The 25367-nt window shown below is 63.5% G+C and carries 29 protein-coding genes and 1 tRNA gene; 9 read left to right on the top strand and 21 right to left on the bottom strand.

Annotated features, from left to right (window positions below):
* Positions 1 to 84 precede the first annotated feature (84 nt).
* From grxD to PWP93_RS14640, 3 genes are all read left to right on the top strand, one after another.
* Positions 85 to 396 (top strand): Grx4 family monothiol glutaredoxin, encoded by a 312-nt coding sequence (grxD, locus tag PWP93_RS14650; protein ID WP_129562930.1) that lies wholly within the window; start codon positions 85 to 87, stop codon positions 394 to 396.
* 94 nt (positions 397 to 490) lie between these two features.
* On the top strand, positions 491 to 1105 hold the full coding sequence (locus tag PWP93_RS14645) for a UbiX family flavin prenyltransferase (RefSeq protein ID WP_421024857.1): 615 nt from the start codon (positions 491 to 493) through the stop codon (positions 1103 to 1105).
* A gap of 133 nt (positions 1106 to 1238) precedes the next feature.
* Complete coding sequence (locus PWP93_RS14640; protein WP_421044940.1) at positions 1239 to 2033, top strand: DODA-type extradiol aromatic ring-opening family dioxygenase; 795 nt, start codon at positions 1239 to 1241, stop codon at positions 2031 to 2033.
* Positions 2034 to 2117: 84 nt separating this feature from the next.
* On the opposite strand, the gene PWP93_RS14635 is transcribed toward PWP93_RS14640, so the two are convergent.
* A complete protein-coding gene (locus tag PWP93_RS14635) occupies positions 2118 to 3713 on the bottom strand; it encodes an APC family permease (RefSeq protein ID WP_421044939.1) in 1596 nt (531 codons plus the stop codon).
* A 431-nt stretch (positions 3714 to 4144) separates the two neighbouring features.
* On the opposite strand from PWP93_RS14635, the gene PWP93_RS14630 reads away from it, so the two are divergent.
* Complete coding sequence (locus PWP93_RS14630; protein ID WP_027797379.1) at positions 4145 to 4348, top strand: cold-shock protein; 204 nt, start codon at positions 4145 to 4147, stop codon at positions 4346 to 4348.
* 156 nt (positions 4349 to 4504) lie between these two features.
* On the opposite strand, the gene PWP93_RS14625 is transcribed toward PWP93_RS14630, so the two are convergent.
* From PWP93_RS14625 to PWP93_RS14615, 3 genes are all read right to left on the bottom strand, one after another.
* Positions 4505 to 5767, bottom strand: coding sequence for an Hsp70 family protein (locus tag PWP93_RS14625; RefSeq protein WP_421044938.1), 1263 nt, complete (start codon positions 5765 to 5767; stop codon positions 4505 to 4507).
* Between the two features lie 208 nt (positions 5768 to 5975).
* Positions 5976 to 6578 carry a nitroreductase family protein gene (locus tag PWP93_RS14620; protein ID WP_421024861.1) on the bottom strand — a complete coding sequence of 201 codons (603 nt, stop codon included), beginning with the start codon at positions 6576 to 6578 and terminating at the stop codon, positions 5976 to 5978.
* Positions 6579 to 6700: 122 nt separating this feature from the next.
* Positions 6701 to 7984 (bottom strand): MFS transporter, encoded by a 1284-nt coding sequence (locus PWP93_RS14615; RefSeq protein WP_421044937.1) that lies wholly within the window; start codon positions 7982 to 7984, stop codon positions 6701 to 6703.
* Positions 7985 to 8147: 163 nt separating this feature from the next.
* Between PWP93_RS14615 and PWP93_RS14610 the strand changes: the two genes are divergently transcribed.
* A complete protein-coding gene (locus PWP93_RS14610) occupies positions 8148 to 8822 on the top strand; it encodes a TetR/AcrR family transcriptional regulator (protein WP_421044936.1) in 675 nt (224 codons plus the stop codon).
* 20 nt (positions 8823 to 8842) lie between these two features.
* Positions 8843 to 9433 (top strand): DUF1415 domain-containing protein, encoded by a 591-nt coding sequence (locus PWP93_RS14605; RefSeq protein ID WP_421044935.1) that lies wholly within the window; start codon positions 8843 to 8845, stop codon positions 9431 to 9433.
* Positions 9434 to 9474: 41 nt separating this feature from the next.
* On the opposite strand, the gene PWP93_RS14600 is transcribed toward PWP93_RS14605, so the two are convergent.
* Positions 9475 to 10344 carry a class I SAM-dependent methyltransferase gene (locus PWP93_RS14600; protein WP_421044934.1) on the bottom strand — a complete coding sequence of 290 codons (870 nt, stop codon included), beginning with the start codon at positions 10342 to 10344 and terminating at the stop codon, positions 9475 to 9477.
* Positions 10345 to 10732: 388 nt separating this feature from the next.
* On the opposite strand from PWP93_RS14600, the gene PWP93_RS14595 reads away from it, so the two are divergent.
* On the top strand, positions 10733 to 11053 hold the full coding sequence (locus PWP93_RS14595) for a DNA-binding protein (RefSeq protein WP_421024866.1): 321 nt from the start codon (positions 10733 to 10735) through the stop codon (positions 11051 to 11053).
* A gap of 159 nt (positions 11054 to 11212) precedes the next feature.
* On the opposite strand, the gene PWP93_RS14590 is transcribed toward PWP93_RS14595, so the two are convergent.
* Complete coding sequence (locus tag PWP93_RS14590) at positions 11213 to 12376, bottom strand: methyltransferase (RefSeq protein ID WP_421044933.1); 1164 nt, start codon at positions 12374 to 12376, stop codon at positions 11213 to 11215.
* Entirely contained in the window at positions 12373 to 12630 is a 258-nt protein-coding gene (locus PWP93_RS14585) for a hypothetical protein (RefSeq protein WP_421044932.1), read from the bottom strand. Before PWP93_RS14585 ends, PWP93_RS14590 begins: the two co-directional genes overlap by 4 nt.
* Here PWP93_RS14585 and PWP93_RS14580 point away from each other — a divergent pair.
* Positions 12629 to 15160: an Eco57I restriction-modification methylase domain-containing protein gene (locus PWP93_RS14580; protein WP_421044931.1), complete on the top strand. Its 2532-nt coding sequence runs from the start codon at positions 12629 to 12631 to the stop codon at positions 15158 to 15160. The two genes, PWP93_RS14585 and PWP93_RS14580, sit on opposite strands and share 2 nt — an antisense overlap.
* A gap of 67 nt (positions 15161 to 15227) precedes the next feature.
* Here PWP93_RS14580 and PWP93_RS14575 read toward each other — a convergent pair.
* The 7 genes from PWP93_RS14575 to PWP93_RS14545 all read right to left on the bottom strand — a co-directional run bounded on the left by PWP93_RS14575 (position 15228) and on the right by PWP93_RS14545 (position 20371).
* A tRNA-Thr gene (locus PWP93_RS14575) sits at positions 15228 to 15303 on the bottom strand.
* An 18-nt stretch (positions 15304 to 15321) separates the two neighbouring features.
* Positions 15322 to 15822, bottom strand: a complete 501-nt coding sequence (locus tag PWP93_RS14570; RefSeq protein WP_421024869.1) for a ClpXP protease specificity-enhancing factor — start codon at positions 15820 to 15822, stop codon at positions 15322 to 15324.
* 79 nt (positions 15823 to 15901) lie between these two features.
* Entirely contained in the window at positions 15902 to 16513 is a 612-nt protein-coding gene (locus tag PWP93_RS14565; protein ID WP_027797364.1) for a glutathione S-transferase N-terminal domain-containing protein, read from the bottom strand.
* Between the two features lie 114 nt (positions 16514 to 16627).
* Positions 16628 to 17410 carry a cytochrome c1 gene (locus PWP93_RS14560; protein WP_421025277.1) on the bottom strand — a complete coding sequence of 261 codons (783 nt, stop codon included), beginning with the start codon at positions 17408 to 17410 and terminating at the stop codon, positions 16628 to 16630.
* 24 nt (positions 17411 to 17434) lie between these two features.
* The gene (locus PWP93_RS14555) at positions 17435 to 18832 is read right to left on the bottom strand and encodes a cytochrome b (protein WP_421044930.1); all 1398 of its coding nucleotides are present in this window, start codon (positions 18830 to 18832) and stop codon (positions 17435 to 17437) included.
* Entirely contained in the window at positions 18832 to 19452 is a 621-nt protein-coding gene (gene petA, locus PWP93_RS14550) for a ubiquinol-cytochrome c reductase iron-sulfur subunit (protein WP_421025278.1), read from the bottom strand. Before petA ends, PWP93_RS14555 begins: the two co-directional genes overlap by 1 nt.
* A gap of 172 nt (positions 19453 to 19624) precedes the next feature.
* On the bottom strand, positions 19625 to 20371 hold the full coding sequence (locus PWP93_RS14545) for a Nif3-like dinuclear metal center hexameric protein (RefSeq protein WP_421044929.1): 747 nt from the start codon (positions 20369 to 20371) through the stop codon (positions 19625 to 19627).
* 19 nt (positions 20372 to 20390) lie between these two features.
* Between PWP93_RS14545 and PWP93_RS14540 the strand changes: the two genes are divergently transcribed.
* Positions 20391 to 21602, top strand: coding sequence for a Do family serine endopeptidase (locus PWP93_RS14540; RefSeq protein ID WP_421044928.1), 1212 nt, complete (start codon positions 20391 to 20393; stop codon positions 21600 to 21602).
* An 85-nt stretch (positions 21603 to 21687) separates the two neighbouring features.
* Here PWP93_RS14540 and tatC read toward each other — a convergent pair whose 3' ends face one another.
* From tatC to hisI, 7 genes are all read right to left on the bottom strand, one after another.
* The gene (gene tatC / locus PWP93_RS14535; protein ID WP_421044927.1) at positions 21688 to 22476 is read right to left on the bottom strand and encodes a twin-arginine translocase subunit TatC; all 789 of its coding nucleotides are present in this window, start codon (positions 22474 to 22476) and stop codon (positions 21688 to 21690) included.
* 57 nt (positions 22477 to 22533) lie between these two features.
* Complete coding sequence (gene tatB / locus PWP93_RS14530; protein WP_421044926.1) at positions 22534 to 23085, bottom strand: Sec-independent protein translocase protein TatB; 552 nt, start codon at positions 23083 to 23085, stop codon at positions 22534 to 22536.
* A gap of 49 nt (positions 23086 to 23134) precedes the next feature.
* Positions 23135 to 23377: a Sec-independent protein translocase subunit TatA gene (gene tatA / locus PWP93_RS14525; RefSeq protein ID WP_421044925.1), complete on the bottom strand. Its 243-nt coding sequence runs from the start codon at positions 23375 to 23377 to the stop codon at positions 23135 to 23137.
* A 244-nt stretch (positions 23378 to 23621) separates the two neighbouring features.
* Positions 23622 to 23990, bottom strand: a complete 369-nt coding sequence (locus tag PWP93_RS14520) for a histidine triad nucleotide-binding protein (RefSeq protein WP_421044924.1) — start codon at positions 23988 to 23990, stop codon at positions 23622 to 23624.
* Positions 23991 to 24058: 68 nt separating this feature from the next.
* Positions 24059 to 24463 carry a DUF4870 family protein gene (locus PWP93_RS14515; RefSeq protein ID WP_421024877.1) on the bottom strand — a complete coding sequence of 135 codons (405 nt, stop codon included), beginning with the start codon at positions 24461 to 24463 and terminating at the stop codon, positions 24059 to 24061.
* A gap of 113 nt (positions 24464 to 24576) precedes the next feature.
* Positions 24577 to 24945, bottom strand: coding sequence for a phosphoribosyl-ATP diphosphatase (locus PWP93_RS14510; protein WP_129562950.1), 369 nt, complete (start codon positions 24943 to 24945; stop codon positions 24577 to 24579).
* The gene (gene hisI / locus PWP93_RS14505; protein WP_421044923.1) at positions 24942 to 25367 is read right to left on the bottom strand and encodes a phosphoribosyl-AMP cyclohydrolase; all 426 of its coding nucleotides are present in this window, start codon (positions 25365 to 25367) and stop codon (positions 24942 to 24944) included. The genes PWP93_RS14510 and hisI overlap by 4 nt, the downstream gene beginning before the upstream one ends.

Raw genomic sequence — 25367 nt, 5'->3', positions numbered from 1 at the left:
CATGCCCGGCCCGCGCAGGCGAAATCCGCTATCATTTCGATCTGCACTCATTGTTTTCAGCACCCATTTATCCCAAGGTCAGACATGGACACCCAACAGCGCATCAAGCAGATCGTCGACGAAAACGCCGTCGTCCTCTTCATGAAGGGCAACGCGCAGTTTCCGATGTGCGGCTTCTCCGGCCGCGCAGTGCAGATCCTGAAAGCCTGCGGCGTCGAGCAGTTCAAGACCGTCAACGTGCTCGAGGATGACGAAGTCCGCCAGGGCATCAAGGAATTCTCGAACTGGCCGACCATTCCGCAGCTTTATGTGAAGGGCGAATTCGTCGGCGGTTCGGACATCATGATGGAGATGTATCAGAACGGCGAACTGCAGCAGCTGTTCACCGCGGCGTAAAGCCGTTTGAAGCGAGGCGGCGCGGCGCAAGCCCGCCGCCTTGTTTGCTCCCATCGCTGGCCCCGCCTTCGCGTTTTCTCGCGCCCCGCCTTTCGTGAACCCCACGCCTACTGCATCTATTGCCCCGCCCTCCCGCCGCCTGATCGTCGCGATCACGGGCGCCACGGGCGCGATCTACGGCGTGCGCATGCTCGACACGCTGCGCCGTCTTGGCGGCGTCGAAACGCATCTGCTGATTTCGTCGGCCGGCTGGCTCAACATCCAGCACGAACTGCAGCTCACGAAAGACGACCTCCACGCCCGCGCCGATGTCGTGCATTCGGTGCGCGACGTGGGCGCCACGATTGCCTCGGGCTCGTTCGCGACCGACGGCATGATCGTCGCGCCCTGCTCGATGAAGACGCTCGCGAGCATCGCGCACGGCCTCTCCGACAACCTGATCGCCCGCGCCGCCGACGTCACGCTCAAGGAGCGCCGACGCCTCGTGCTGCTCGTGCGCGAGACGCCGCTCAATCTCGCGCATCTGCGCAACATGACCGCCGTGACCGAGATGGGCGGCGTGATCTTTCCGCCGCTGCCGGCGTTCTACAACCAGCCTGCCAGCATCGACGAAATGGTCGATCACACGGTCGCGCGCGTGCTCGATCTGTTCGCGCTAGGCCCGGCGCTCTCGCCGGCCTGGCCCGGCTTGCGCGGCGCTGCGGACTGATTTTCGCCCGCCTCGTCGATTATCAACGTGGGCGACACAATCAATTCCCTTTCGCCCCGTTTAATTCGCACGGGTTGAGTCTTATATTGATCGTAATTCGACACTTTCCGGCCGCTGCGCGCGGCCAGCGATCATGACCACCCGTACGCCTACCTTATTCCTCTCGCACGGCGCGCCCACGCTGCCGATCGACCCGTCGCTGCCGTCCGGCGGCTTTACGACGCTCGCGCAACATCTGCCGCGTCCGAAGTCCGTGTTGATGCTCTCCGCGCACTGGAACACGCTCAAGCCCGTCGTGAGCACGGCCCAGCGGCCCGAAACCATCCACGACTTTTATGGCTTTCCGCGCGCGCTCTACGAGATCCAGTACCCCGCGCCCGGCGCGCCCGAGACCGCGCAGCGTGCGGCGGCGCTGCTGCGTGCACAGGGTGTCCCCGTGGACGAAGAGGTGCACGGCCTCGATCACGGCGCCTGGGTACCCATGTTGCTGATGTTCCCCGATGCCGACGTGCCCGTCGCGCAGCTCTCGATCCAGCCGCACGCCGACGCCGCTCACCACTTCGCGCTCGGCCGCGCCCTGCGGGAACTGCGTGATGAAGGCGTGATGGTGATTGGCTCGGGCCAGATCACGCACAACCTGCGCGCGGCGGACTTTTCGGCGCGCCCCGAAGACGCCGATCCGCGCGTGACCGAATTCACCGACTGGTTCGAAGCGCGCCTCGCCGCGCGCGACATCGACGCCCTGCTCGATTACCGCAATCAGGCGCCGCATGCAGTGCTCATGCACCCGACCGATGAGCATCTGCTGCCAGTCTTCGCCGCGCTCGGCGCCGCCGATGACGACTACACACTGGGCGTCCAGTCGCTCGGCACCTATCAGCGCGCGCTCGCGATGACGAACTACGTATTCGGATCGGCCGTCCAGTAGCGCCAGCGCCGTCGCATCAAGCAACAAGGCCCGCCTGAATTGCTTCAGGCGGGCCTTGTGTGGGTCTTGCATCGCGCAATACGCTTAGTGCGCGCCGATGCCCTCGAGCACTTCATCGTGCTCGTCACGCTCCTTCAGGTACGGCGTGCGATAACCCGAGTTCACGCCCCAGTAGTAGAAGCCGAGCGAGACGATCGCGACCACCAGCATGTCCCAGCCATAGGGCAGGACGTTGAGGCCGCCGAACTGCTTGCTGCCGATCAGCGACAGGAGTGCCATCGCCGGCAGGTATGCGCACAGCCACCAGGCGGCCTTCAGATCCTGGCCCCAGCCGTCGAAGCCCGTCTTGCCCTGATAGTAGAAGTACACCGGCAGCGCGACGATCATCAGCAGGATGATTTCGCCGGTCAGCGGCCACTTCGCCCAGTACAGGATCATCGACGCGCACACGAACGCGAACGGCGCGATGACCTTCATGAACGGCACGGAAAGCGGACGCTGGAGCTCCGGAGCAGCGCGCTTGAGCGCCATCAGCGCGATCGGGCCGGTGAGGTACGAAATGACGGTCGCCACCGAGATCACCGCCGCGAGCGAGCTCCAGCCGCGGAAGAAGAACATGAAGATGAACGAGACGAGCAGGTTGAACCACATCGCCTGACGCGGCACGCCGTAGAACGGGTGCACGTTGCCGAACATCCTGGGCATCGTGCCGTTGCGCTCCATCGCGTAGATCATGCGCGAGGTCGTGGCCATGTAGGTCGTGCCGGTGCCGCTCGGGCTCACGAACGCGTCCACGTAGAGCAGGATCGCGAGCCAGTTCAGGTTCAGCGCAATCGCGAGTTCAGCGAACGGCGACTTGAAGTTGAAGGTGTCCCAGCCTTTCATCACGTCCGTCGGCGAGACAGCACCGATGTACGCAACCTGCAGCAGCACATAGATCACGAGCGCGCAGAGGATCGAGCCGATCACCGCGAACGGCACGCTCTTCGAAGGGTTGCGTGCCTCACCGGCGAGGTTGATCGGGCTCTGAAAGCCGTTGAACGCGAACACGATGCCGCTGGTTGCCACGGCCGTGAACACTGCCGACCAGCCATACGGCGCGAAGTCGGTCGCCTGGCCGAAGTTCTCGTGGTGGAAGCCGGTCGCCATCAGGCCAGCGATCGTGAGACCCGGAATGATGAACTTGAAGATCGTAATGGCGCTGTTGGCGCGCGCGAAGAGCTTCACGCCCCAGTAGTTGAGCATGAAGTAAATGATCACGAGCAGCGCCGAGAGGAACAAGCCCGATGAGGTCAGCTCACCGTTCACGAACAGCGCGTGCGCCCATGGATAGGGCCAGGTGCTCATGTACTGGATCGAGGCCTCGGCTTCGATCGGAATCACCGAGACAATGGCGATCCAGTTGGCCCAGGCGCTGATGAAGCCCACCAGCGCGCCGTGCGAGTAGCGCGCGTAGCGCACCATGCCGCCCGATTCGGGGAACATCGCGCCAAGCTCGGCGTAGGTGAGTGCAATCGCCAGAATGACCACGGCGCCGATGATCCAGGCACAAATGGCGGCGGGACCGGCAATCTTGGCTGCCTTCCACGCGCCGAACAGCCAGCCCGAACCGATGATCGACCCGAGGCCGGTAAACATCAGCGCGAACGGGCCGATGTTCCGTTGAATTGAACTTTTCACGTCTTCTCCTGTTTCAAGAGCAGTTCGACGCCGCTTGTCCCGTCTGTTGTGCGGGCGGGTTTCGACAGCGGTCGCACCTGCGTACGACTGGATTGCACCTTTAAGCGCAACCCATTCGCGGCGCGTAGTTTAACGGTTGCACCAGAAAAACGCCTCGGAAATCTCTACGGCCCTACAAAAAAAACAGTCACTTAGCAAGCTTTGTAAGGCTTCGTTTCGACCCCGGCGTAAAAATATGTCGAATTAGCCTGGACCCTGGTTGACCTTGCTGCCAATTAGCCGTATAAAGTCCGAGCAGGATTTCAAGCGGCGAGTGTGAATAGGTCTTTCGTAGTTCGCCCATCAACGGTACTCCGGCTGGTCCCATACCCCTTCCTTGATTTTCGTGCACCTCTTTGGCCTCGGCCTTCATTCATTTTTAGGAAAGTATTATGGAAACCGGTACCGTCAAGTGGTTCAATGACGCTAAGGGCTTTGGCTTTATCACCCCGGACGGCGGCGGCGAAGATCTGTTCGCGCACTTCTCGGAAATCAAGGTCGACGGCTTCAAGACGCTGCAAGAGAACCAAAAGGTTCAATTCGAAGTCCGTACGGGCCCTAAGGGCAAGCAAGCTGCAAATATCAAGCCGGTCTAAGTACCCGCTCTGAGTGTCGGGGCTCCAACCTCTAGCCCTGACCAGCAAGCTTACCGAAAAACCCCACGCTTCCTCTGGAAAGTGGGGTTTTTTGTTGCCTGGTCGTTTTGTCGATGAATTTCGCGGTGGAACGCCAGTGCGCTGCCACCGCGCGATTCAGCCGAACAGGCGCTGCGCGTGGATGCCCAGCCCCGTCGCCACGCTGGCGAGGCGGTCGCCGAACACGGGCTGCGCCTGCGGGAAGGCCTCGGCGAGCGCCTGAGTCAAGAACAGCAGGCCGGTGGAGCCGCCCGTGAAATAGAGCGCGTTGACCGCGCCCGGCGCCACGCCGGCCGCCTGCACGGTATCGCGCGCGGCCTGCACGATTCGGCGCGTTTCCTCGCGGCCGGCATCGATCAGCTGCGCGTCGTCGAATGCGAGGCGCAGATCGGCTTCCACCTGCTCCAGATCGATCATCGTCTCCCCGCCCGCCGACACCCCGATCTTCGCCTCTTCCGCATGCGCCATCAGCGCATGGCCCAGACGCCACTCGACCACGCGCATCAGGCGGTCGTGGTGCACGCTGTTGCCATAGAGGTGGCGCATGAGCTTGAGCTCGGTCACCCGCTTGGGCGGATAGACCGTGTTGATGAGATGCCAGGTCGCGAGATCGAAATAGACGCGGTTAGGCACCTCGCGGCCCTCCGGGTCGAGCGACTGATAGCCGAGTTCGCGCAGGATCGTCGCGAGCTCCACGCGGCGGTCGAAATCCGTGCCGGCGACGTGCACGCCGTGGTGGGCGAGCACGTCGCCTTTGCGCTCGAGTTGCGTCATGCGCTGCGGCCCCACGCGCACGAGAGAAAAATCCGAGGTGCCGCCGCCGATGTCCGCCACCAGCACCAAGCCCTCTTCGGTCAGGCGCGACTCGTAGTCGAACGCCGCCGCAATCGGCTCGTACTGGAACTCGATCTCCGTAAAGCCCACTGCACGCGCCGCCGCTTCGAGCTGGTCCTGCGCGAGCTGGTCGGCGCGCGGGTCTTCGTCGACGAAAAATACCGGGCGGCCCAGCACTGCGCGCGTAATGGGCGCCCCCGCGCAACGCTCGGCGCTGCGCTTCAGGTGCTCCAGAAAAATCGCGATGATTTCCGTGTAGCGGATCGCGGTGCCGTCGCCGAGATCGGTCGTGCTCTCCGCAAGCGGGGAGCCGAGGATGCTCTTCATCGAGCGCATGAGGCGCCCGTCGAAGCCATCGATATATGAGGTCAGCGCCGCGCGGCCGAATTCGCGCGTGTGCTCGTCGATATTGAAGAACACCGAGGTGGGCAGCGTGGTGTGCGCGCCCTCAACAGGCGCGAGGCGCATGGCGTCGCCGGGCATGGCGCCTGGCAACGCCACGGCCGAATTGGAAGTACCGAAGTCGATTGCGCAAAACGGGGTCATGGCAATGACGCGCAGCGGGCGCGCGCAAGGAGGAAGGCTGGGAGGACCGGCTTTGTATCACGAAAGCGCGGCACGGGGCAACCGAAGGGCGGTGATGCGTCCCCGCAAGAAAAAACGCGCGGGCTGCGCCGCGCGTTTCGTTCACTGCTGTTTTTCGCTGCCGCCCTTGCTGCGCCGGGCGGTGGCCTACGCTACGCCTCGGGCCGCATCATCCCTTGAAGGGCTGCTTCCAGGCATTCGCGTAGGCGATCTCGCCCACCGCCGAGCGCGTGCGCTCCGCCTTTTCGCGGTCGCGCAGCACCGGGTCAAGCTTCTCGGCGTCGCCGTAATGGCCGATCGAGATGAACGCGAGCGGCTCCACGTCGTTCGGCAGCGCGAACTCCTTGCGGAATGCGTTCACGTCGAAGCCGCTCATCTGGTGTGCGGCCAGTCCCAGCGCGTGGGCCTGGAGCACCAGCGACATGGCCGCCGCGCCCGCGTCATACTGCGCCGTGCGGTTCACCTCGCCCTTCGCGTTGAGCGTCTGCGCCGTCACCGCGATCAGGATCGGCGCGGGCGCGTTCCATTGCTGGTTGAACGGCACGAGCGTCGAGAAAGCGCGCTTGAACGCGACTTCATCGGCCGAGCGGTCGAATACGATGAAGCGCCACGGCTGCAAGTTGTAGCCCGACGGCGCCCAACGCGCGGCCTCGATCACGGCGTGCAGCGCCTCGCGCGAAACCGGCTCGCTCGAATACGCACGCGGGCTCCAGCGGCCGGCGATCAGTTCGTGGATGGGCACGGCTGTCGGTGCGGGTTTGTGCTTCGTCATGCCTTGTCTGTCCTTGAGGGTTGAGGGCGCTCGCCCGAGGCCAACAGCATACCTGCGCCCAGTGAAACGCGCTCAGGCAAAAAAGGTTGGGGGGTTCGGTGTACTTCAGCCGGTTGCGCCACTCAAGCCGTCTGCACCCCGACCGCCCGCGGTCCGCGATTGATGCGCAGCACGAGAAGCGAAGCGATCAGGCACAGCCCGCCCGAGATCATCGAGGCCACCGTGTACGTGCCAAGGCTCGAGCGCAGCAGCCCCGCGCCAAAGGCCGCGAAGGCCGCGCCCAGTTGGTGGCCCGCGACCACCCAGCCGAAGATGATCGGCGCGCGCTCCTTGCCGTAGACATCGGTGGCAAGACGCACCGTTGGCGGCACGGTCGCGATCCAGTCGAGCCCGTAGAACACGGCGAAGATCGGCAGTCCAAAGAAGTCGATGCCGAAAGCGTGCGGCAGATAAATGAGCGACAGGCCGCGCAACCCGTAGTACCAGAACAGCAGCACGCGGGCGTTGAATCGATCGGAGAGCCAGCCCGAAAGCGTGGTGCCGAAAAGATCGAAGATGCCCATCGTCGCGAGCAGCGAAGCGCCCTGCACTTCCGTCATGCCATAGTCGCCGCACATCGCGATGAGGTGCGTGCCGACATAGCCGTTCGTGCTCGCACCGCAGATGAAGAAGCTGAAGAAGAGCAGCCAGAAGTCGCGCGTGCGGCTAGCCGACGTGAGCGCACCGAACGCGAGCTTGATCGGATTTTGTTGCGGCGCCGGCGGCACGACAGGCGCGTCATGCGGCTCGCCGTACGGGCGCAGCTGCATGCTGGCCGGCCGCTCCGGCAAGAGAAACGCCACGAGCGGCAGCACGACGGCGGCCGCCACCGCAACCACCAGCACCACGGGCTGCCAGCCGTGCTTTTGCGCAATCGCCGCGAGAAAAGGCAGGAACACGAGTTGCCCAGTGGCCGAGCTCGCGGTGAGCACGCCCATCGCGAGGCCGCGATGAGTGGTGAACCAGCGCGTCACCACGGTCGCCGAAAGCGAGAGCGCCGCCACGCCTGTCGCGCCGCCCACCATCACGCCCCAGATCAGAATCATCTGCCACGGATGCGTCATCAGCGCGGAAAGCGCCACGCCCGCCGCCATCGTGCCAAGCGCCGCCAGCAGCGTGGGACGCACGCCGAAGCGCTGCATCGCTGCCGCTGCGAACGGCCCCATGAGCCCGTACAGCGCGATGTTTATCGAAATCGCCAGCGAGATCGTCGCGCGACTCCAGCCGAATTGGTGCTCGAGCGGCACCATCATCACGCTCGGCGTCGCGCGCGTGCCGGCCGCCGCCAGCAACACGAGAAACACCACCGCCACGACGATCCATCCATAGTGGAAACGTCCGCCGACCATCCTCGCTGCCCAGTTCATCGATGCTCCTCTTGCTCCGTCTGGAGCCAGCTTCGTTGACATTTTTGTCTGCCTGCTCGCCTGTGGGTCGCGCCGATTGTTACCGGTCGGTCACAAGTGTGTTGCGATAGTAGTGACCGCTCGGTAACATGTCAAGCGTAACCCCGATGACGAGATGCCCAAAATGTCCAACCAGCCCAAGCGTGAAGACGCTGCTCCAACCGCCTCCGCCACGCCCGGCGCGCCGCGCGCGGGCCGCATCCGCACCCAGACGGCCGGGCCGCGAGCCCAGGAGCATCTGCTGCGCGCGGCGGACGAATTGTTCTATCGGGAAGGCGTGCGCGCGGTTGGCATCGAAGCCGTGGTCGAACGCGCGGGCGTGAACAAGATGAGCCTGTACCGGCAGTTCTCGTCGAAGGACGATCTGGTGGTCGCGTATCTGAAGCGCTGCGACGAGCGCTTCTTCGAGCGCTTCGAGGCGAGCATCGCGAAGCATCCCGGCGATCCCGCGAAGCAATTGGTCCAGTATTTCGAGGATCTCGCCCAGCGCGCCTCCGCGGCCGATTACCGCGGCTGCCCGTTCGTCAACGTCTCGGCGGAGTTTCCGGACGCCATGCATCCGGCACGGCAGAGCGTGGCCGGCAACAAGTCGAAGCTGATCGCGCGGCTGAACAAACTCGCGCACGCCGCCAACGCGGCCGACCCCACGGCGCTCGCCGACGAACTCGCGCTGCTGATCGAAGGCGTCTACGCGGCAAGCCAGACCTACGGACCCGGCTGCGGGCCGATCCTCGCCGCACCGCGCATGGCGAAGTTGCTGATCGACGCGGCGTGTCGCCCGCCGCACGGGTCCCGCTGACACGCCAGTAGAATGCCGCCATGACCGATACCGCCGCTCCCCGCGCCACGGGCGCCCAGCCCGAAAACGCCGAAATTCTCGCCGCCACCCGCCACTGGCTGACGCGCGCCGTGATCGGCCTGAACCTCTGCCCGTTCGCGAAAAGCGTGCATGTGAAGGGCCAGATCCGCTACGCGATCAGCGAGGCGACCGATCTGGAAGGCGTGCTGGCCGACCTGGAAACCGAACTGCGCACGCTTGCGGATGCCGCGCCCGAGCAGCTCGACACGACCCTGCTAATCCTCCCGCATGCATTCGCCGACTTCCTCGACTACAACGACGCGCTGCACTTCGCCGACATGCTGCTCGCGCAGCTGCGTCTTGAAGGTACGCTGCAGATCGCGAGCTTCCATCCCGACTATCGGTTCGAAGGCACCGAGCCCGACGACATCGAGAACTACACGAACCGCGCGCCGTATCCAATACTGCACCTGTTGCGCGAGGCCAGCATCGAGCGCGCCGTGGACGCATTTCCCGACGCCGCCGACATCTACGAACGCAATCAGGAAACGCTGCGGCGCCTCGGCCTCGAAGGCTGGCGCGCGTGGATGGCGAAGCGCAACGAAGATTGAACCGCGCCGCCCGCTTGACCGATAAAGGGGCGGTCAATGTACTACCCGGCGCTCGACGCGCCAGCCGGCTCGCCCGCATCGGCGCCATCGACGAAATAGCGCTCGCGCAGCTCCGCAAGCCCGAAGGTGTCGAGAATCTCGTTGAGCCGCTCCGAAGGGCGGCGTCGCGGCAGATTCTTGTACTGCGCGATGATGAGCTCGTTCTTCATCGAGTGCTCCCAGCCCACCAGTTCCGTCACGCTCACCTGATAACCATGCGCCTCCAGTTGCAGGCAACGCAGCACATTGGTGATCTGGCTGCCGAACTCGCGCGTATGCAGCGGATGGCGCCAGATTTCGGTGAGCGCCTGACCCAGTGACTTGCCTTTGTTCCGGCGCAGCACGCCCGCCACTTCGGCCTGGCAGCACGGCACCACGACGATATAGCGCGCGTGCTTCTTGAGCGCGAAGCGCAGGGCGTCGTCGGTGGCGGTATCGCACGCGTGCAATGCCGTGACGATGTCGACCGTCGGCGGCAGCTGCGTGGAAGTAATTGAATCGGCCACCGAAAGATTGAGAAACGACATACCGGGAAAGCCGAGCCGCTGCGCGAGTTCGCGAGAACGCTGCACCAGCTCGTCGCGCGTCTCGATGCCGAAGATGCGCGAGTTGTCGTGCAGCTCCTTGAAAAAGAGGTCGTACAGGATAAAACCCAGGTACGACTTGCCCGCGCCGTGGTCGACGAGCGTAACGTCGCGACCATCCTGCTTGAGGTCCTTGAGCAGCGGCTCGATGAACTGGAACAGGTGATATACCTGCTTCAGCTTGCGGCGGCTGTCCTGGTTCATCTTGCCGTCGCGTGTCAGGATATGAAGCTCCTTCAGGAGTTCGATCGACTGGTTCGGACGGATTTCGTAAGTCTTGCTTGACATCGGGTCGGCACAAAAGAGAGGCGTCAATTGCCACGAAACGTGCGGCAGGCGACGGAACGCGGTGAGTAGATCTGACATTTTACGGAAAAAGCTCAAAGAGGCTGCGGACCAGAGGGGACGGCCCGATAGCCCCACATTTGGAAGGTTGTTGCGTCCGGATCGCTGACCCACATCCGGACGGCAGGGAGGGGTTGATTAAAAGAGACGCGGCAGCGCCGAACCGCCGCCGTCCACAAAGGACCAATTTGGGGCGCGACTCACCGGCCAAGGACCGGGAATGCGCGCATGGGAGGTCGCTCCGGGTTCACAGGAAGCGATGACACAGGTACGGCGCAGACCCCGCTGCGCGATGACGCACGGTGCTGCGCGACCCTGCATGGGGCATGCAATGAACACGATACCGGACGGTAATGCGGAGCAAAAATTTCAGGCGCTGCTTGCCAAGCTCGTAGAAGTGCCCGAGTGGACGGAAAAGCAGCAACTGGAACTGGAAATGGCCCGCGACATCTCAGTCGAGATGCTGCGGCTTGCCGAGGAAATGCGCGATGGCGCGGCGGATCTCGAGAACTGCCTGATCCTGCTGAAGTACGCCAAAGTGCTCGATTTCGTGATGTCCGCTCTGGCCGCACGCAGGGACATCAAGCCGCAAACGCTCAGGGTGATCTTCAAGCTGGCCGGCCTGAGAGTCGACGAGGCCTATCCAGGTTAGCCAACCTGGCGCGGCAGGCCTTGGCCAGCCGCCGCTGAAACAGCATTCGGGCAGGTACTACCGCCTGCCGCAACCAGGCCCGGCACCACGCCGGGCCACCTTTCTTTTGATGTCCGAATCGGCACGCGGCGGGCTTGCCCGGTTTGCCCGCGCCGACCTTTACGACCCCGCACTCACCTTCAGTCGCCACAGCGATGTAATTTCCGCCGCGCGCGCCCGATGTAGCGGATCGGCGGGATCGCTCGCCTTGGGATGGCGCGGCCGGATGTCTTCGCGCCCGGCCACCTCGAGACCGGCCTGCGCGATCATCTCCATCAACGCCTCGCGTGTGCGCAAGCCAAGATGCTCGGCAAAATCGGAGAGGATCAGCCAGCCCTCGCCGCCCGGCTCCAGATGATCCTTCAAACCTGCGAGAAAGCCGCGCAGCATGCGGCTGTCCGGATCGAACACCGCGTATTCGATCGGCGACGCCGGCCGCGCCGGCACCCAGGGCGGATTGCAGACCACGAGCGGCGCGCGACCCGGCGGGAACAGGTCGGCCTCGACGACTTCCACACGATCGCCGTAGCCAAGCTGGGCAAGATTCTCTCGCGCGCAAGCGAGCGCCCGGGCGTCCTGATCGGTGGCGATCACCTGCGTCACGCCGCGCGCAGCCAGCACGGCGGCAATCACGCCCGTACCCGTGCCGATGTCGAATGCCCGCTCAAGCGACGGCAACGGCACTCGCGCGACCAGATCGAGATACTCGCCGCGCACCGGCGAAAAAACGCCGTAGTACGGGTGAATGCGCGCGCCCCCCAGCGCGGGAATCTCCACGCCCTTCTTGCGCCACTCGTATGCGCCGATCAAGCCGAGCACCTCGCGCAGCGACACCACCGACGGCTCGCCGTCAGGCGCACCCCATGCCTGCTCGCACGCGAGCCTGACGTCGGGCGCGCGGCGCAGCGGAATCGAATAGTCGCCTTCGAGCGGAAGCAGCATCATGCCAAGCGTGCGTGCGCGCTGCGCCTGCGCCTGACGGTGCAAATGAAACGCCTCGAGCGGCGTGGCCGCCGGCTTCGGCGCAGCGGAGCCCTTGCGCGGCTTGCCCGCGGTACGTTCGGCGCGGCGCGCCATGGCCTGCAGGAGCTGCCGCGCATTCTGGTAGTCGCCGCGCCATAGCAGCGCGGTGCCTTCGCAGGCAAGACGATAGGCTGCGTCGGCCGTGGTGCTGTCGTCGGCAACCACAACGCGCTTCGGCGCCGGCACACCAGCCTCCGAACGCCAGCGGACGGTGCGCGGGCCGTCGGTGTCGGGCCAGCTCAAGGTGGGAAAGTCGGTCATAGGATTCGAATGCTTGACGGCCCGCCGTGACGGCGCGCCTCGATATGCGGCGCCATCATATAGCAGAGCACAGCCATGCGCAGCGCCGGGACGCCCATCGTCCCCGGCATGACGGCATCATCGCGCAGCGCCGCGCTGGCGTCGACCTGACCGGACGAGCCAGGACGAACGGCAGGAATGATCGACGCAAACGAACAGCCGAGCGCGGCCAGTAAAATGAGGGCGATCCGCGCAGGGGCACACAACCAGAACATGCCAGAGACGAATCAACCGAGTCGTGCAAAACGCGCAGACAGCGCCGATCAGCGAAGCGCGCGCGCAAGGCGCACCGAACGCGCCGGACTCGACGCGGATTTTTACGCGGGGCTGCTGCGGATCGCCGGCTTGCAGGAAACCGTGGCGAGCGGCACGGCCGTCGTTGCGCGCTGCGCGCCGGATGAACGCAGGCCCGGCGCGCTTGTCGAGCTGGCGATCGCCGGCATGGCGGCACGCGAAGCGCCGGCGCCGAACATGACGAACTCGCACGCCCCTGCTTGCTCGCCGGATCGAGAAGCCCTCGTCTTTCGCACGGCGCTGCGGCTTTGCATCGCCTGGATCGGCCGCGTCATGTTCCTCAAGCTGCTGGAGGCGCGGCTGCTGATGCTGCACGAACGCGATCCCGATTACGCCTTCCTGCGCAGCGAACGCATCGCCACGTACGCCGAGCTCGATGCGCTCTGCCGCGAAGTGCTTGGCGGCGGCTCGGCTGAAGCCGGGTCGCCGCGCCGCTATCCGCATCTGCCATGCTTCGACGGCTCCACGTTCGAGCCCGCCGATCTCGCGAAGCATGCGGTCACGCTCGGCTCGCTCGATTCCGCGCTGCCCCCACATGCGCACAATACGGTCGCTGATCTGCTCGACTTCCTCGATGGGTTCGAGTTTGGGTTTGACGCGCGCTCGAACGCAAAAAGCATCGACGCCGCAACGCTCGGGCTCGTCTTCGAAAGACTCAATGGCTATCGCGATGGCGCGTGGTACACGCCGGAGAGCGTCGCCACGTTTCTCGCGCGCGAGGCCATTACAGGTGCGGTGCCAGGGCGTTTCAACCGCGTCAAAGGCTGGCGTTGCACGACTATCGATCAGGTATCCAAATCAATTACCGATCACGAAGAGGCACGCACGATCCTCGCTGCGCTGCGCGTGTGTGATCCGGCCGTTGGAACCGGACATCTGCTTGTCTCCGCGCTCGACGAATTGCTCGCGGTAAAGTTGCGCCTCGGCTTGTTCGACGATCAGGATGATCCTGCGCTCGCCGGCCTGCTCATCGAGGCAGTGGCGGACCGACTCGTCATCGCACGCGCTCACGACGAAACGCCTGCGCAGCGGCAACGCATCGACGCTGCGCTTTATCGCGAGAAGCGCGCGATCGTCGAACACAATCTCTTCGGCGTGGATATCGACGACCAGGCGCTCGGTCTCGCGCGCCTTCGCCTCGCGTTTGAACTACTGGCGCACGCCGGGTACGACGACGAAGGCGTTTTCGCCACGCTGCCGGATCTCAGGGCCCATCTGAAACAAGGCAATGCCGTGCTGAGCCCCATCGCGCTCGACTCGCCGCACGACACCGTCGCTGGCTTCGACGCCGTCATTGCCAACCCGCCGTACATCGACTCCGAACGCATGATCAACGAAGGCCAGAAGCCCCTGCGCGAAGCGCTCGCACAGCGCTGGCCGAGCGCACGCGGCAACTGGGACCTCTACATCGTCTTCATGGAACTGGGGCTCTTGCTGACCGCCCAGCACGGCACCATGGCCTTTCTCACACCCGACAAATGGCTCGCGAAGCCGTTCGGCTCTGCGTTCCGTTCGCACCACCTCGACAAGATCGCGCGCATCGTCGCGCTGGGGCGCGAAGTATTCGAGCGCGCGCAGATCGATTCGATCGTGACGGTGTATCGCAAATCCGGCACGGACCACGTCGAGACGGCGCGCCTCGAAGGTACGACGCTCACGCTGCTCGCGCGCGTGCGCAAACGCGAGCTCGAAGCGCCATGGGCGCTCGATGCGCTGCTTTCGCCGCACTATGCGTTCGTACGGCGGCTCATCCGCGCGCATCCGACACTGGGCTCGCTGCTGCGCTGCGAGAACGCCTGCGCAACGGCGGACGCTTACCGGCTCGCGCCATTGATCGACGAAGCGCAAGACGGCTTCGATGCGCGCCGTCACTACCGCGTGGTCAACACCGGCACGCTGGGCCGCTACGCCTCGCGCTGGGACAGCAAGCCGATGACCTATCTCGGACGCCGCTTCGCGCAGCCCGTGGTCGAGCGTCCGCGTTTCGCAGCGACATTCGCGAACAGCTACGGCGCGAAGGCGAACGCGAAAAAGGTGATCGTGAAAGGCCTCACGCATCTGCACGCAACGCTCGATCTCGCTGGCGACACGATCCCGGGCAAGACGACTCTGATCCTGTGCTCCAACGACGAGAACCTGCTGAAATTCGCGGCTGCGGTGCTCAACTGCCCGCTCGCGGGATTTGTCACGCGCGCACGCTATGGGGCGTCGAGCTATAACGGCGGCGTGGCGTTCACCAGGGCGATGATCGACGCTTTGCCGGTGCCTGCCGATGAGGCCGTGCGCGCGAGAATCGTGCGCTTGGTAGATGCGTTGCTACGGTTAAAACAATCGGGTGAGGAGGCGCAATGCGAAGTGCTCGAGCGCGAGATCGATTTGGCGCTTTATGCGGCGTATGGGTTGGGGAGGGAAGAGATCGGGCGGGTGGAATGCCGCGGTCGGAAGCGATAGCGGCTCGATCTAAGCGCAAAACAAAAAGGGTTACCGCTCATGACGCGATAACCCTTTTCGATGCATATGGTGCCGGCTGCAGGACTCGAACCCGCCACCTGATGATTACAAATCAACTGCTCTACCAGATGAGCTAAGCCGGCGTAGCCCGCGATTCTACCTCATTTCACGATCTTGAGGTGGCCCTTTCCGCCCTTCGCGGCGCCGTCGTCGCCTTTGTCCTTCTCGGCGGCAGACACAGCCGGCTCTGGCGCCTCGGCTTCACGCGCCGCATCGGCAGCAACCGGCGCCGCCTCCTCGTCATGCCCTTCCTGTGCGGACGGCAGCACGTCGTCGGCATCGCCCGGCGGCGCGTCGACCGGAAACGCCATGCCCTGGCCGTTCTCGCGCGCGTAGATCGCGAGCACGTTCGACACGGGCACCTCGATCTTGTGCGACTTGCCGGAAAAACGGGCGTGGAACTCGACCATCTCGTTGCCCATCTGCAACTGGCTCGTGGCCTCGAAGCTGATGTTCAGCACGATCTCGCCGTCGCGCACGAACTGGCGCGGCACGCGCGTGCGGTTGTCGACCCGCACCGCAATGTGCGGCGTGAAGCCGTTGTCGGTGCACCACTCGTACAGCGCGCGCAGCAGATACGGCTTGGTGGAAATCTCTTGCATCAACAATCCTCTGACGAGGCGGCGCACCCGGCAGCCAAACAATCACCCGGCGCCCACCGCCTCCAGTTACAACACCGGCTTAGCGACGCATCACCTTTTCCGAAGGCGTCAGCGCTTCGATATAGGCCGGACGGCTGAAAATACGCTCGGCGTACTTCATGAGCGGCGCGGCGTTCTTCGACAGTTCGATGCCATAGTGATCCAGACGCCACAGCAGCGGCGCGATCGCGACGTCGAGCATCGAGAACTCTTCGCCCAGCATGTACTTGTTCTTCAGGAAGATCGGCGCGAGCTGCGTGAGGCGGTCGCGGATCGCGAGGCGCGCCTTCTCGTGGTTCTTCTCGGCGGCCTTGCCCTTCTCGTTTTCGAGCGTGCTCACGTGCACGAACAGTTCCTTCTCGAAGTTGAGCAGGAACAGGCGCGCGCGTGCACGCTGAACCGGATCGGCAGGCATCAGCTGCGGATGCGGGAAGCGCTCGTCAATGTACTCGTTGATGATGTTCGATTCGTACAGAATAAGGTCGCGTTCGACCAGAATCGGCACCTGACCGTACGGATTCATCACGGCGATGTCTTCCGGTTTGTTGAACAGGTCGACGTCGCGGATTTCGAAGTCCATGCCCTTTTCGAACAACACCAGCCGGCAGCGCTGGGAGAACGGGCAGGTAGTGCCGGAGTACAGAACCATCATGATTTACATTTCCTCAATAAACCCAAAAGGCCGGCAGGCAAAAACACCGTCTGACGGTCGCTGAACCATCAGGCGGTGTCTCGTCGCACCGGCCCCACGTCGGTCAGGACGTGATTATTTGATATCTTTCCAGTACGCAGCGTTCAGTCGCCACGCGAAAAAGCTCAGAACGCCGAGGAACAGGAGCACCCAGACCCCGAGCTGCTTGCGGGTTTTCTGCTCTGGCTCGGCCATCCAGCCAAGGTATGCAACAAGATCGGCCACGGCAGAATCATAATCTACCGGCGAAAGCTTCCCGGGCGTGATCTGTTGGTACCCCACAAAACGGTGGACCTTCTCCCCCGTTTCCTCTTCCACAATGTCTTCGAACTTCGCCCTGCGAACGCCCTGCAATTGCCAGAGCACGTTGGGCATGCTCACGTTTTCGAACGCCAGATTGTTCCAGCCGGTCGGCCGCGTATCGTCGCGGTAGAAGCTGCGCAGATACGTGTACAGCCAGTCGCGTCCCTTCGCGCGCGCCTCCACGGAGAGGTCCGGCGGCGCCACGCCGAACCATGCCTTGGCGTCGTCCGGACGCAACGCGATGGACATCGTGTTGCCGACTTTATCCGTCGTGAAAAGGAGATTATCTTCGATTTGCTTCTGCGGGATGCCGATCGCTTCCAGCCGGCTGTAGCGCATCAAGTTCGCACTATGGCAATTCAGGCAATAGTTTACAAACAATTGCGCGCCATGTTGCAGCGAAGCAAGATTTTCCCCGTTATCGGGTGCGTGGTCGAGCGGAATGTTTTCCTGCGCCGCCACCGATCCCGCCCCGAATCCCAGCGCGCATGCCAGCGCAACGCCGGCAATGCCCGCGCCCGTCGCCCTTGCGAGCGTCGAAAAGAGAGATTTCATCATCGTGTCTTCCTCGCTCGCTGATTAATGGGGCTTGAACCGCACGCGCTCGGGCGGCTGCTTGAAGGTGCCAAGCGTCGTCCAGAACGGCATGCCGAGGAAAAACGCGAAATAGACGAGCGCGCAGATCTGGGCGATCAGCGTCGCCGCCGGCGAGGGCGGTCGGGTTCCGAGAAACCCGAGCGTCAGGAACGCGAGCACGAAGATCGCAAGAAAGACTTTGTGGAACAGCGGCCGGTAGCGGATCGACTTCACCGGCGCGCGGTCGAGCCACGGCAGGAAGAAGAGCGAGACGACCGCCGTGCCCATCACCACGACGCCCCAGAACTTCGACTCGGTGAAGTACATCGCGAGGATCACGAGAATCGCCAGCACCGGCAGCCCGCCCTTCCACCTGCCGCGCGCACGCACTAGCGCGAGCAGGCCTAGCAGCGCAATCACGATCATCAGAACGATCTTGAACGGGTCGGTCGTGGCGCGCAGCATCGCGTAGAACGCAGTGAAGTACCAGACCGGCGCGATCTCGGGCGGCGTCTGCAGTGCGTTGGCGGGCACGAAGTTGTTGGCTTCGAGGAAGTATCCGCCCATCTCCGGCGCGAAGAACACGATGGCCGCGAAGATCATCAGGAAGATGCACACGCCCATGAAGTCGTGCACGGAGTAGTACGGATGGAACGGGATACCGTCCAGCGGAATGCCGTTCGCGTCCTTTTTCTCCTTGATCTCGACGCCATCGGGGTTGTTCGAGCCCACTTCATGCAGCGCCACGATGTGCGCGACCACGAGTCCGATCAGCACGAGCGGAATCGCGATCACGTGGAACGCGAAGAAGCGGTTGAGCGTGACGTCGGAGACCACGTAGTCGCCGCGAATCCAGAGCGACAGGTCCGGGCCGATGAACGGAATCGCCGAGAACAGGTTCACGATCACCTGTGCGCCCCAGAACGACATCTGGCCCCATGGCAGCAGATAGCCGAAGAACGCTTCGGCCATCAGGCACAGGAAGATCGCGCAGCCGAAGATCCAGACGAGTTCGCGCGGCTTGCGGTAAGAACCGTACAGAAGCCCGCGGAACATGTGCAGATACACGACCACGAAGAACATCGATGCGCCCGTGGAGTGCATGTAGCGGATCAGCCAGCCCCACGGCACCTCGCGCATGACGTACTCGACCGACGCGAACGCGAGCGTCGAATCGGGCTTGTAGTTCATGGTGAGGAAAATGCCGGTGACGATCTGGTTCACCAGCACCAGCAGCGCGAGCGAGCCGAAGAAGTACCAGAAGTTGAAGTTTTTTGGCGCGTAGTACTCGGAGAGATGCGCTTTCCAGGTCGACGTCATTGGAAAGCGCTTGTCGATCCAGCCGACGAGTCCCGAAGAAGCGTCCGTTGCCGTAATCTCTTTTTCGTGTCCCGTCGCCATCACGCTTCTCCTTTCTCGTCCTTGCCGATCACGATCTGCGTCGGAGACGTGAACATGTACCGGGGGATATCGAGGTTTTGCGGCGCGGGCTTGTTTTTGAACACGCGGCCGGCGAGATCGTAGGTGGAGCCGTGGCACGGGCACAGGAAGCCGCCGGGCCAGTCGTCTGGCAGGTTGGCCTGCGGGCCTTCCTGGAAGCGTGGCGTGGGCGTGCAGCCCAGATGAGTGCACACGGCAACGGCCACGAGAATGTTCTGATGCTCCGCGCGCGAGCGGTATTCGTTCTTGCAGTAATCCGGCATCGGCATGGAGAACGGATGCTCGGAGTGCGGGTCCGCCAGTTCGGGATCGGCCTTCTTGCAGTCGGCCATCATGCGCTCGGTGCGCTTGAGGATCCACACGGGCTTGCCGCGCCACGCCACGGTCATCATCGTGCCGGCTTCAAGTCCGCTGATGTCGACTTCAACCGGCGCGCCGGCCGCGCGGGCCTTTTCGGATGGTGCAAACGAAGCTACGAAAGGTACGACAGTGGCTACGCCTCCAATGCCACTTGCTACGGACGTCGCAATCAGCCAGGTACGGCGGCTGCCGTCGACGCGGTCGTTCTCATTGTCTCGCATCACATCGCCCCACTTCTGAGTTGGATTTATCCGTCACGCCAGCAAACCCGCGGTGCTGCCGAACGCTAGTTTGCTCGAATGGAGTTGGCATTTACAAGGGGCGTGCGCCAAAAACCGGGCGAAGTCCTTGATAACTCGGGGTTTTCCCCCAGAAAATAGGGCCATTTTCTGGCTAGGCAGGATTGTGGATATCGATGAAGAGATGTTCGATGTCGAATGCCTCGGCGAGATGCGCGCCGACCGCCTGCACGCCAAAGCGCTCAGTGGCATGGTGGCCCGCGGCGAGGAACGCCACACCGCTTTCGGCCGAGGTGTGAGTCGTGGGCTCCGAGATCTCGCCGGTCAGGAAGACGTCGGCGCCCGCGTCGATCGCAGCGTCGAAGAGGCCTTGCGCCGCCCCGGTGCACCAGGCCACGTGGCGCAGTTCCCAGTCGGGGTCGCCGAGCACGAGCGGTGCGCGGCCGAGCGTCTGCTCGACTTGCGCCGAGAAATGCGCGAGTGTGATGGGCATGGGCAGCGTGGTCATCCACCCGAGATCCTGGTCACCGAAGCGTTTTTCGCCGATCCAGCCGAGTTTGGCGCCCAACTGTGCGTTATTGCCCAGTTCAGGGTGGCTGTCGAGTGGCAGATGATAGGCGAAGAGATTGAGGTCGTTCGCCAGTAGCGCCTTGAGGCGGCGGTGCTTGCGTCCCGTGATCTGCGGCGGCTCGTTGCGCCAGAAGTAGCCATGGTGGACCAGCACGGCGTCGGCGCCCCACTCCAGCGCGGCTTCGAGGAAGGCGAGCGAGGCGGTCACGCCGGTCGCGATCTTCTCCACGCGACGCCGCCCCTCCACCTGCAGGCCGTTCGGGCAGTAGTCCTTGAACCGCGCGGATTCCAGAAGATTGTTCAGATACAATTCCAGTTCGATCCGATCCATATAATCCTCTAATCTTCAGATGCTTAGACGCTTTTGGCTGTTCTTCGCCCAAGCGGTGACGGTCCTGCTGGCGTTGATGTTCATCATCGCGACGCTCAAGCCGCAATGGCTCGAGCATCAGGGGCAACTCGGCAAGCAGCTCGCGGAGCCGATCGTCGCATTGCGGGAAGTGGCGCCGGGCATCAGCGGCAGCGCTGCGCAGAATTCCTATGCCGATGCGGCCCAGAAGGCGATGCCTGCGGTCGTCAACGTGTTCTCGAGCAAGGACGGGTCGCTGCCCCCCGATCCGCGCCAGAACGACCCACTATTTCGCTACTTCTTCGGCAAACCCAATACCAACCGAAAACAGCAGGAACAGCCCGCCGCGAACCTCGGCTCGGGTGTGATTGTCAGTCCGGACGGTTACATTCTAACGAACCAGCACGTGATCGACGGCGCGGATCAGATCGAAATCGCGCTTTCCGATGGCCGCACCACCAATGCGAAGGTGATCGGCATCGATCCGGAAACCGATATTGCCGTGCTCAAGATCAATCTGCCGAATCTGCCCACCATCACGCTCGGGCGCATGGAACGGGCGCGCGTGGGCGACGTCGTGCTCGCCATCGGCAACCCGTTCGGCGTGGGTCAGACGGTCACGATGGGCATCATCAGCGCGCTCGGGCGCAACCATCTCGGCATCAACACGTTCGAGAACTTCATCCAGACCGACGCACCCATCAACCCGGGCAACTCGGGCGGCGCGCTCGTCGACGTGAACGGCAACCTGCTCGGCATCAACACGGCCATTTATTCGCGCTCGGGCGGCTCGCTCGGCATCGGCTTCGCCATTCCCGTCTCCACCGCGCGCAGCGTGCTGGAGAGCATCATCACGACGGGCACGGTCACACGCGGCTGGATCGGCGTGGAGCCGCAGGACGTGACGCCCGAGATCGCCGAGTCGTTCGGGCTGAACCAGAAGCAAGGCGCGATCGTCGCGGGCGTGCTCCAGGGCGGCCCCGCCGACAGGGCCGGCATCAAGCCCGGCGATGTCCTGACTGCGGTGAACGGCGAGGACATCACCGACACCACGCGCCTGTTGAACGTCATCGCTCAGATCAAGCCGGGCACCGCCGCCAAGGTTCACCTCGTGCGCAAGAACAAGGACATGGACCTGAACGTGACGATCGGCAAGCGCCCGCCGCCGCCCAAGCAGCAGAATCAGGACGACGAAGGCGACGACGGCGGTTGACGGCTCGCACGCAGCCGGCAAACGCAAGAAAGAAAGGCCGCGAACGGTACCGTTCGCGGCCTTTCTTTCTTGCTCCATGACTGGCTCAGGACTCGCTCGCCGCCTCGCTCTCGTCGGTGGCGCTCTTCTCGCCCGTCCCGACGAACAGCCGCGCCGCAATAATCCCCGCTTCATATAGCACGATCAGCGGCACTGCGAGAATGAGCTGCGAAAACACGTCCGGCGGCGTAACGACCGCGGCAACGATGAACGCCCCAACGATCACGTAAGGACGAATCTCCTTGAGCTTCTTCACCGTCAGCACGCCCATGCGCACGAGCAGCACGACGATGATCGGCACCTCGAAGGTCACGCCAAAAGCGATGAACATCGTGAGTACGAAGCTCAGGTAATTGTCGATATCCGTCGTCATCTCCGCGCCGAGCGGCGCGTTGTAATGCGCCATCACCCGGAAGATGGTGGGAAACACGACAAAATACGCGAATGCCATGCCGCACAGGAACAGCGTGTAGCTGCTCCCGACCAGTGGCGCGACCAGCTTCTTTTCGTGCTGGTAGAGGCCTGGCGCGACGAACGCCCAGATCTGGTAAAGCACGAACGGCAGCGCGATCACGAAGGCGACCAGCATCGTCACCTTCATCGGCACGAAGAACGAGCCGGTCACGTCGGTGACGATCATCTTGCCGTCACGCGGCAAGTTCTGCATCAGCGGGCGGGCGAGCAGCCTGAAGATGTCCGGCGCCCAGTACACGAGCCCGACGAACACGACGATCACGGAAATGCCCGCGCGAATGATGCGGTCGCGCAGTTCGACGAGGTGCGAGATGAAGGTCTCTTCAGTGCCCTCGTCTTGTGTTTGTTGGGGGTCGCTCACGCCGGCCCTCGGGGGTTGGAGATAGACAAATTCAAACTCGACTACGGTAGCGGGGCATCAGAGAAAACGCGTGGGCCGGCGCAAGCTGGCCGGTGTGTGCTGCGCGACGCGCGCCGCGCCCGATTGCACGCGCGTGCGCCGCAGCGTCGCGCGCTTGTACCAGACCGGCGTAGCCGTTTGTTTCACGCGCCAGTTCTTGCGTTTGACGCCTGCCGCATTCGCGCCGCCCAAGCGCCACGAGGTGCCGCCCGAAGCCCCCGTACCGCCGGTCACGCCGGCCCCAACCGGACCGGCGCTGCCCGCTGTGCTGGAGGCGCCACCCGTGCCCGCGTTCCAGGCGTCGTTCAGCTCGGTTTCGTGCTTGCGCAGGTTCTCGTGAACGGTGTTCTCGACGTTTTGCGCAGCCTGCTCGAACTCGCCCTTCATGCGGCGCAACTCGTCCAGTTCGATCTCGCGCGTGACTTCCGCCTTGACGTCGTTGACATAGCGCTGCGCGCGCCCGAACAGCGCGCCTGCCGTGCGCGCAACGCGCGGCAGACGCTCCGGCCCGAGAACGACCAGCGCGACGACGCCGATCAGCGCCATCTTGGTTAGACCCAGATCGAGCATGAATGAAGCTTTCCGTCAGCCTTGGGGCGGGAAATAACGGCTGCCGCGCTTAGCGGAAGTCGTTCGAACGCGGGGTCTTGTCCTTGACGTCGACATCGACCGTGCCGCCGCTCTTTGGCAGTTCGCGCTTTTGCGCATCAGCGCCGGACTCTTCGCCCTCGCGCATGCCTTCCTTGAAACCCTTCACCGCACCGCCCAGATCGCTACCGATATTGCGCAGCTTCTTCGTGCCGAAGACGAGCGCCACGATCAACAACACGATCAGCCAATGCCAGATACTCAACGAACCCATGATCAAAACTCTCCTTAACCCCGTTGCCGCGCCTCATGCGCAGCGAATAAACATTGGCGCGTGAACGCGCTTCATGACACCCGCGACTATCGACCGGTCCGGCGCAGCGCCGTGGATTCCGGTCTCAGGCGGGTTGTCCGGCAATGCCGCCCGGTATGCTACCTGTAAGCTATTTCGGCTGCGTGGCAATGCGTCCCTTTTTCAACCACTCCTGGGGATTCTGCAGTACCGGCACGCAGGCGCGCTATCCCATGCGCTGCCACGGACGCGGTCCGGCCAGCAGATGCGCATGCAGGTGATAGACTTCCTGCCCGCCTCCGGGCCCCGTGTTGACCACGGTGCGATAGCCCGTCTCGCCCCCTGTATAGGACACGCCCAGCTCTCTCGCCAGTTGTGCCACCAGCATAAACATTCTACCAAGCAGCGCAGCGTCGTTTTCACCGCAGTCAGCAAGGGTGGGTATATGTTTTCGCGGGATGACCAGCACGTGAGTTTGTGCCGCCGGCCGGATGTCACGGAACGCGACGAACTCATCGTCTTCATAGACGCGCGTGCTCGGGATCAGGCCGTCGGCGATCTTGCAAAAGAGACAGGTGCTGCGGTCGTGACTCATAGTGTTCCTGGGCAGCCGTACGGAGAGAAAGCGTGCCGGGTTTCGCTCTGAGACCCGGCGCTACCGCGTCAAAACCACGCGCGCGGATCGGACAACGGCTTGTTGTCGTGCAGATACAGCCAGCCTTTGATGATACGGTACAACGTCCAGATCGCGACAGCCCACAAAATTGGAATGCCGATCAACACGAAAAAGAGCGCAATACCGATCAGATGTCCTGCAAGCCCGAGCCAGAACGTGCGGATCTGCCACGTGAAGTGCTGCTCGTAGGGTGTGCCCGCCGCTTCGTCGCGCTTGATGTAATTGATGATGATCGCCACCAGCACGGTGACGCCGCCGGTGAGCCAGTAGAACGCATAAAGCCCGTAGAGGACGTGCGTGAGCGTGCGCAGGCTGCGCAGACGATCCGCGTCGAGCGGATCGCGCTCCGGGGTTCGGTAAGCAGGAGGCGGATAGCCGCCGGGGGTGGACATATGTGGCATCTCCCTGTCGAGCGCGACTCGCGTGCATCTCATGGGCGAGGGCCACTGATGGCCCGGCCCAAAAATTCGACTCGAATCCGGGGCCTGAATTCAATCTCGCAGCATCAGTCGCCGTTTTCTTCGCGCTCGCGGCTCTTGCGCAGGGCCTTTTCTTCGAGACCCGAAAGCCCTTCGCGGCGCTCCAGTTCCGCCAGCACGTCGGCGGGGCTCAGCTCGAAATGCGAAAGCGCGACGAGGCAATGGAACCACAGATCAGCCATTTCCCCGACCAGCGCCTTCGGCGCGCCGCCCTGGCGCACGTCCTTGGCGGCCAGCACGACTTCGGTAGCCTCTTCGCCGACCTTCTTGAGCACGGCGTCATCGCCCTTGTGGAACAGGCGCGCGACGTAGGAAGCGTCGGGGTCGCCGCCCTTGCGGCTGTCGATCACCGCGGCAAGGCGCAGCAGGGTGTCGTTGGTGTTCAATTGCGTCATTTGTAGATGTGTTCGGGGTCTTTCAGCACGGGATCGACAGCGACCCAGCGGCCTTCGTCGGCGGTGCCTTCGAATTGCTGGAAAAAGCACGAGTGACGGCCGGTGTGGCACGCGATGCCCGACACTTGCTCGACCTTGAGCAGCACGACGTCTTCGTCGCAGTCGAGGCGGATGTCGTGAACGTGCTGCACGTGGCCCGACTCCTCGCCCTTGAACCACAGGCGCTGGCGCGAGCGCGAAAAATACACCGCGCGGCGCAGTTCGACCGTCCTGGCGAGCGCTTCTCGGTTCATCCACGCGAACATCAGCACGTCGCCCGTCGCGGCCTCCTGGGCGATCACGGGCACGAGGCCGTTGGCGTCCCAATTAACCTTGTCGAGCCAGCCAGCCTTCGCAAAATCGTTCGTTTCAGCGTTGCTCAT

This window comes from Paraburkholderia sp. A1RI-2L, from assembly GCF_048957375.1.
GTDB lineage: Bacteria > Pseudomonadota > Gammaproteobacteria > Burkholderiales > Burkholderiaceae > Paraburkholderia.
This window is presented reverse-complemented; position numbering and strand designations above follow the sequence as displayed.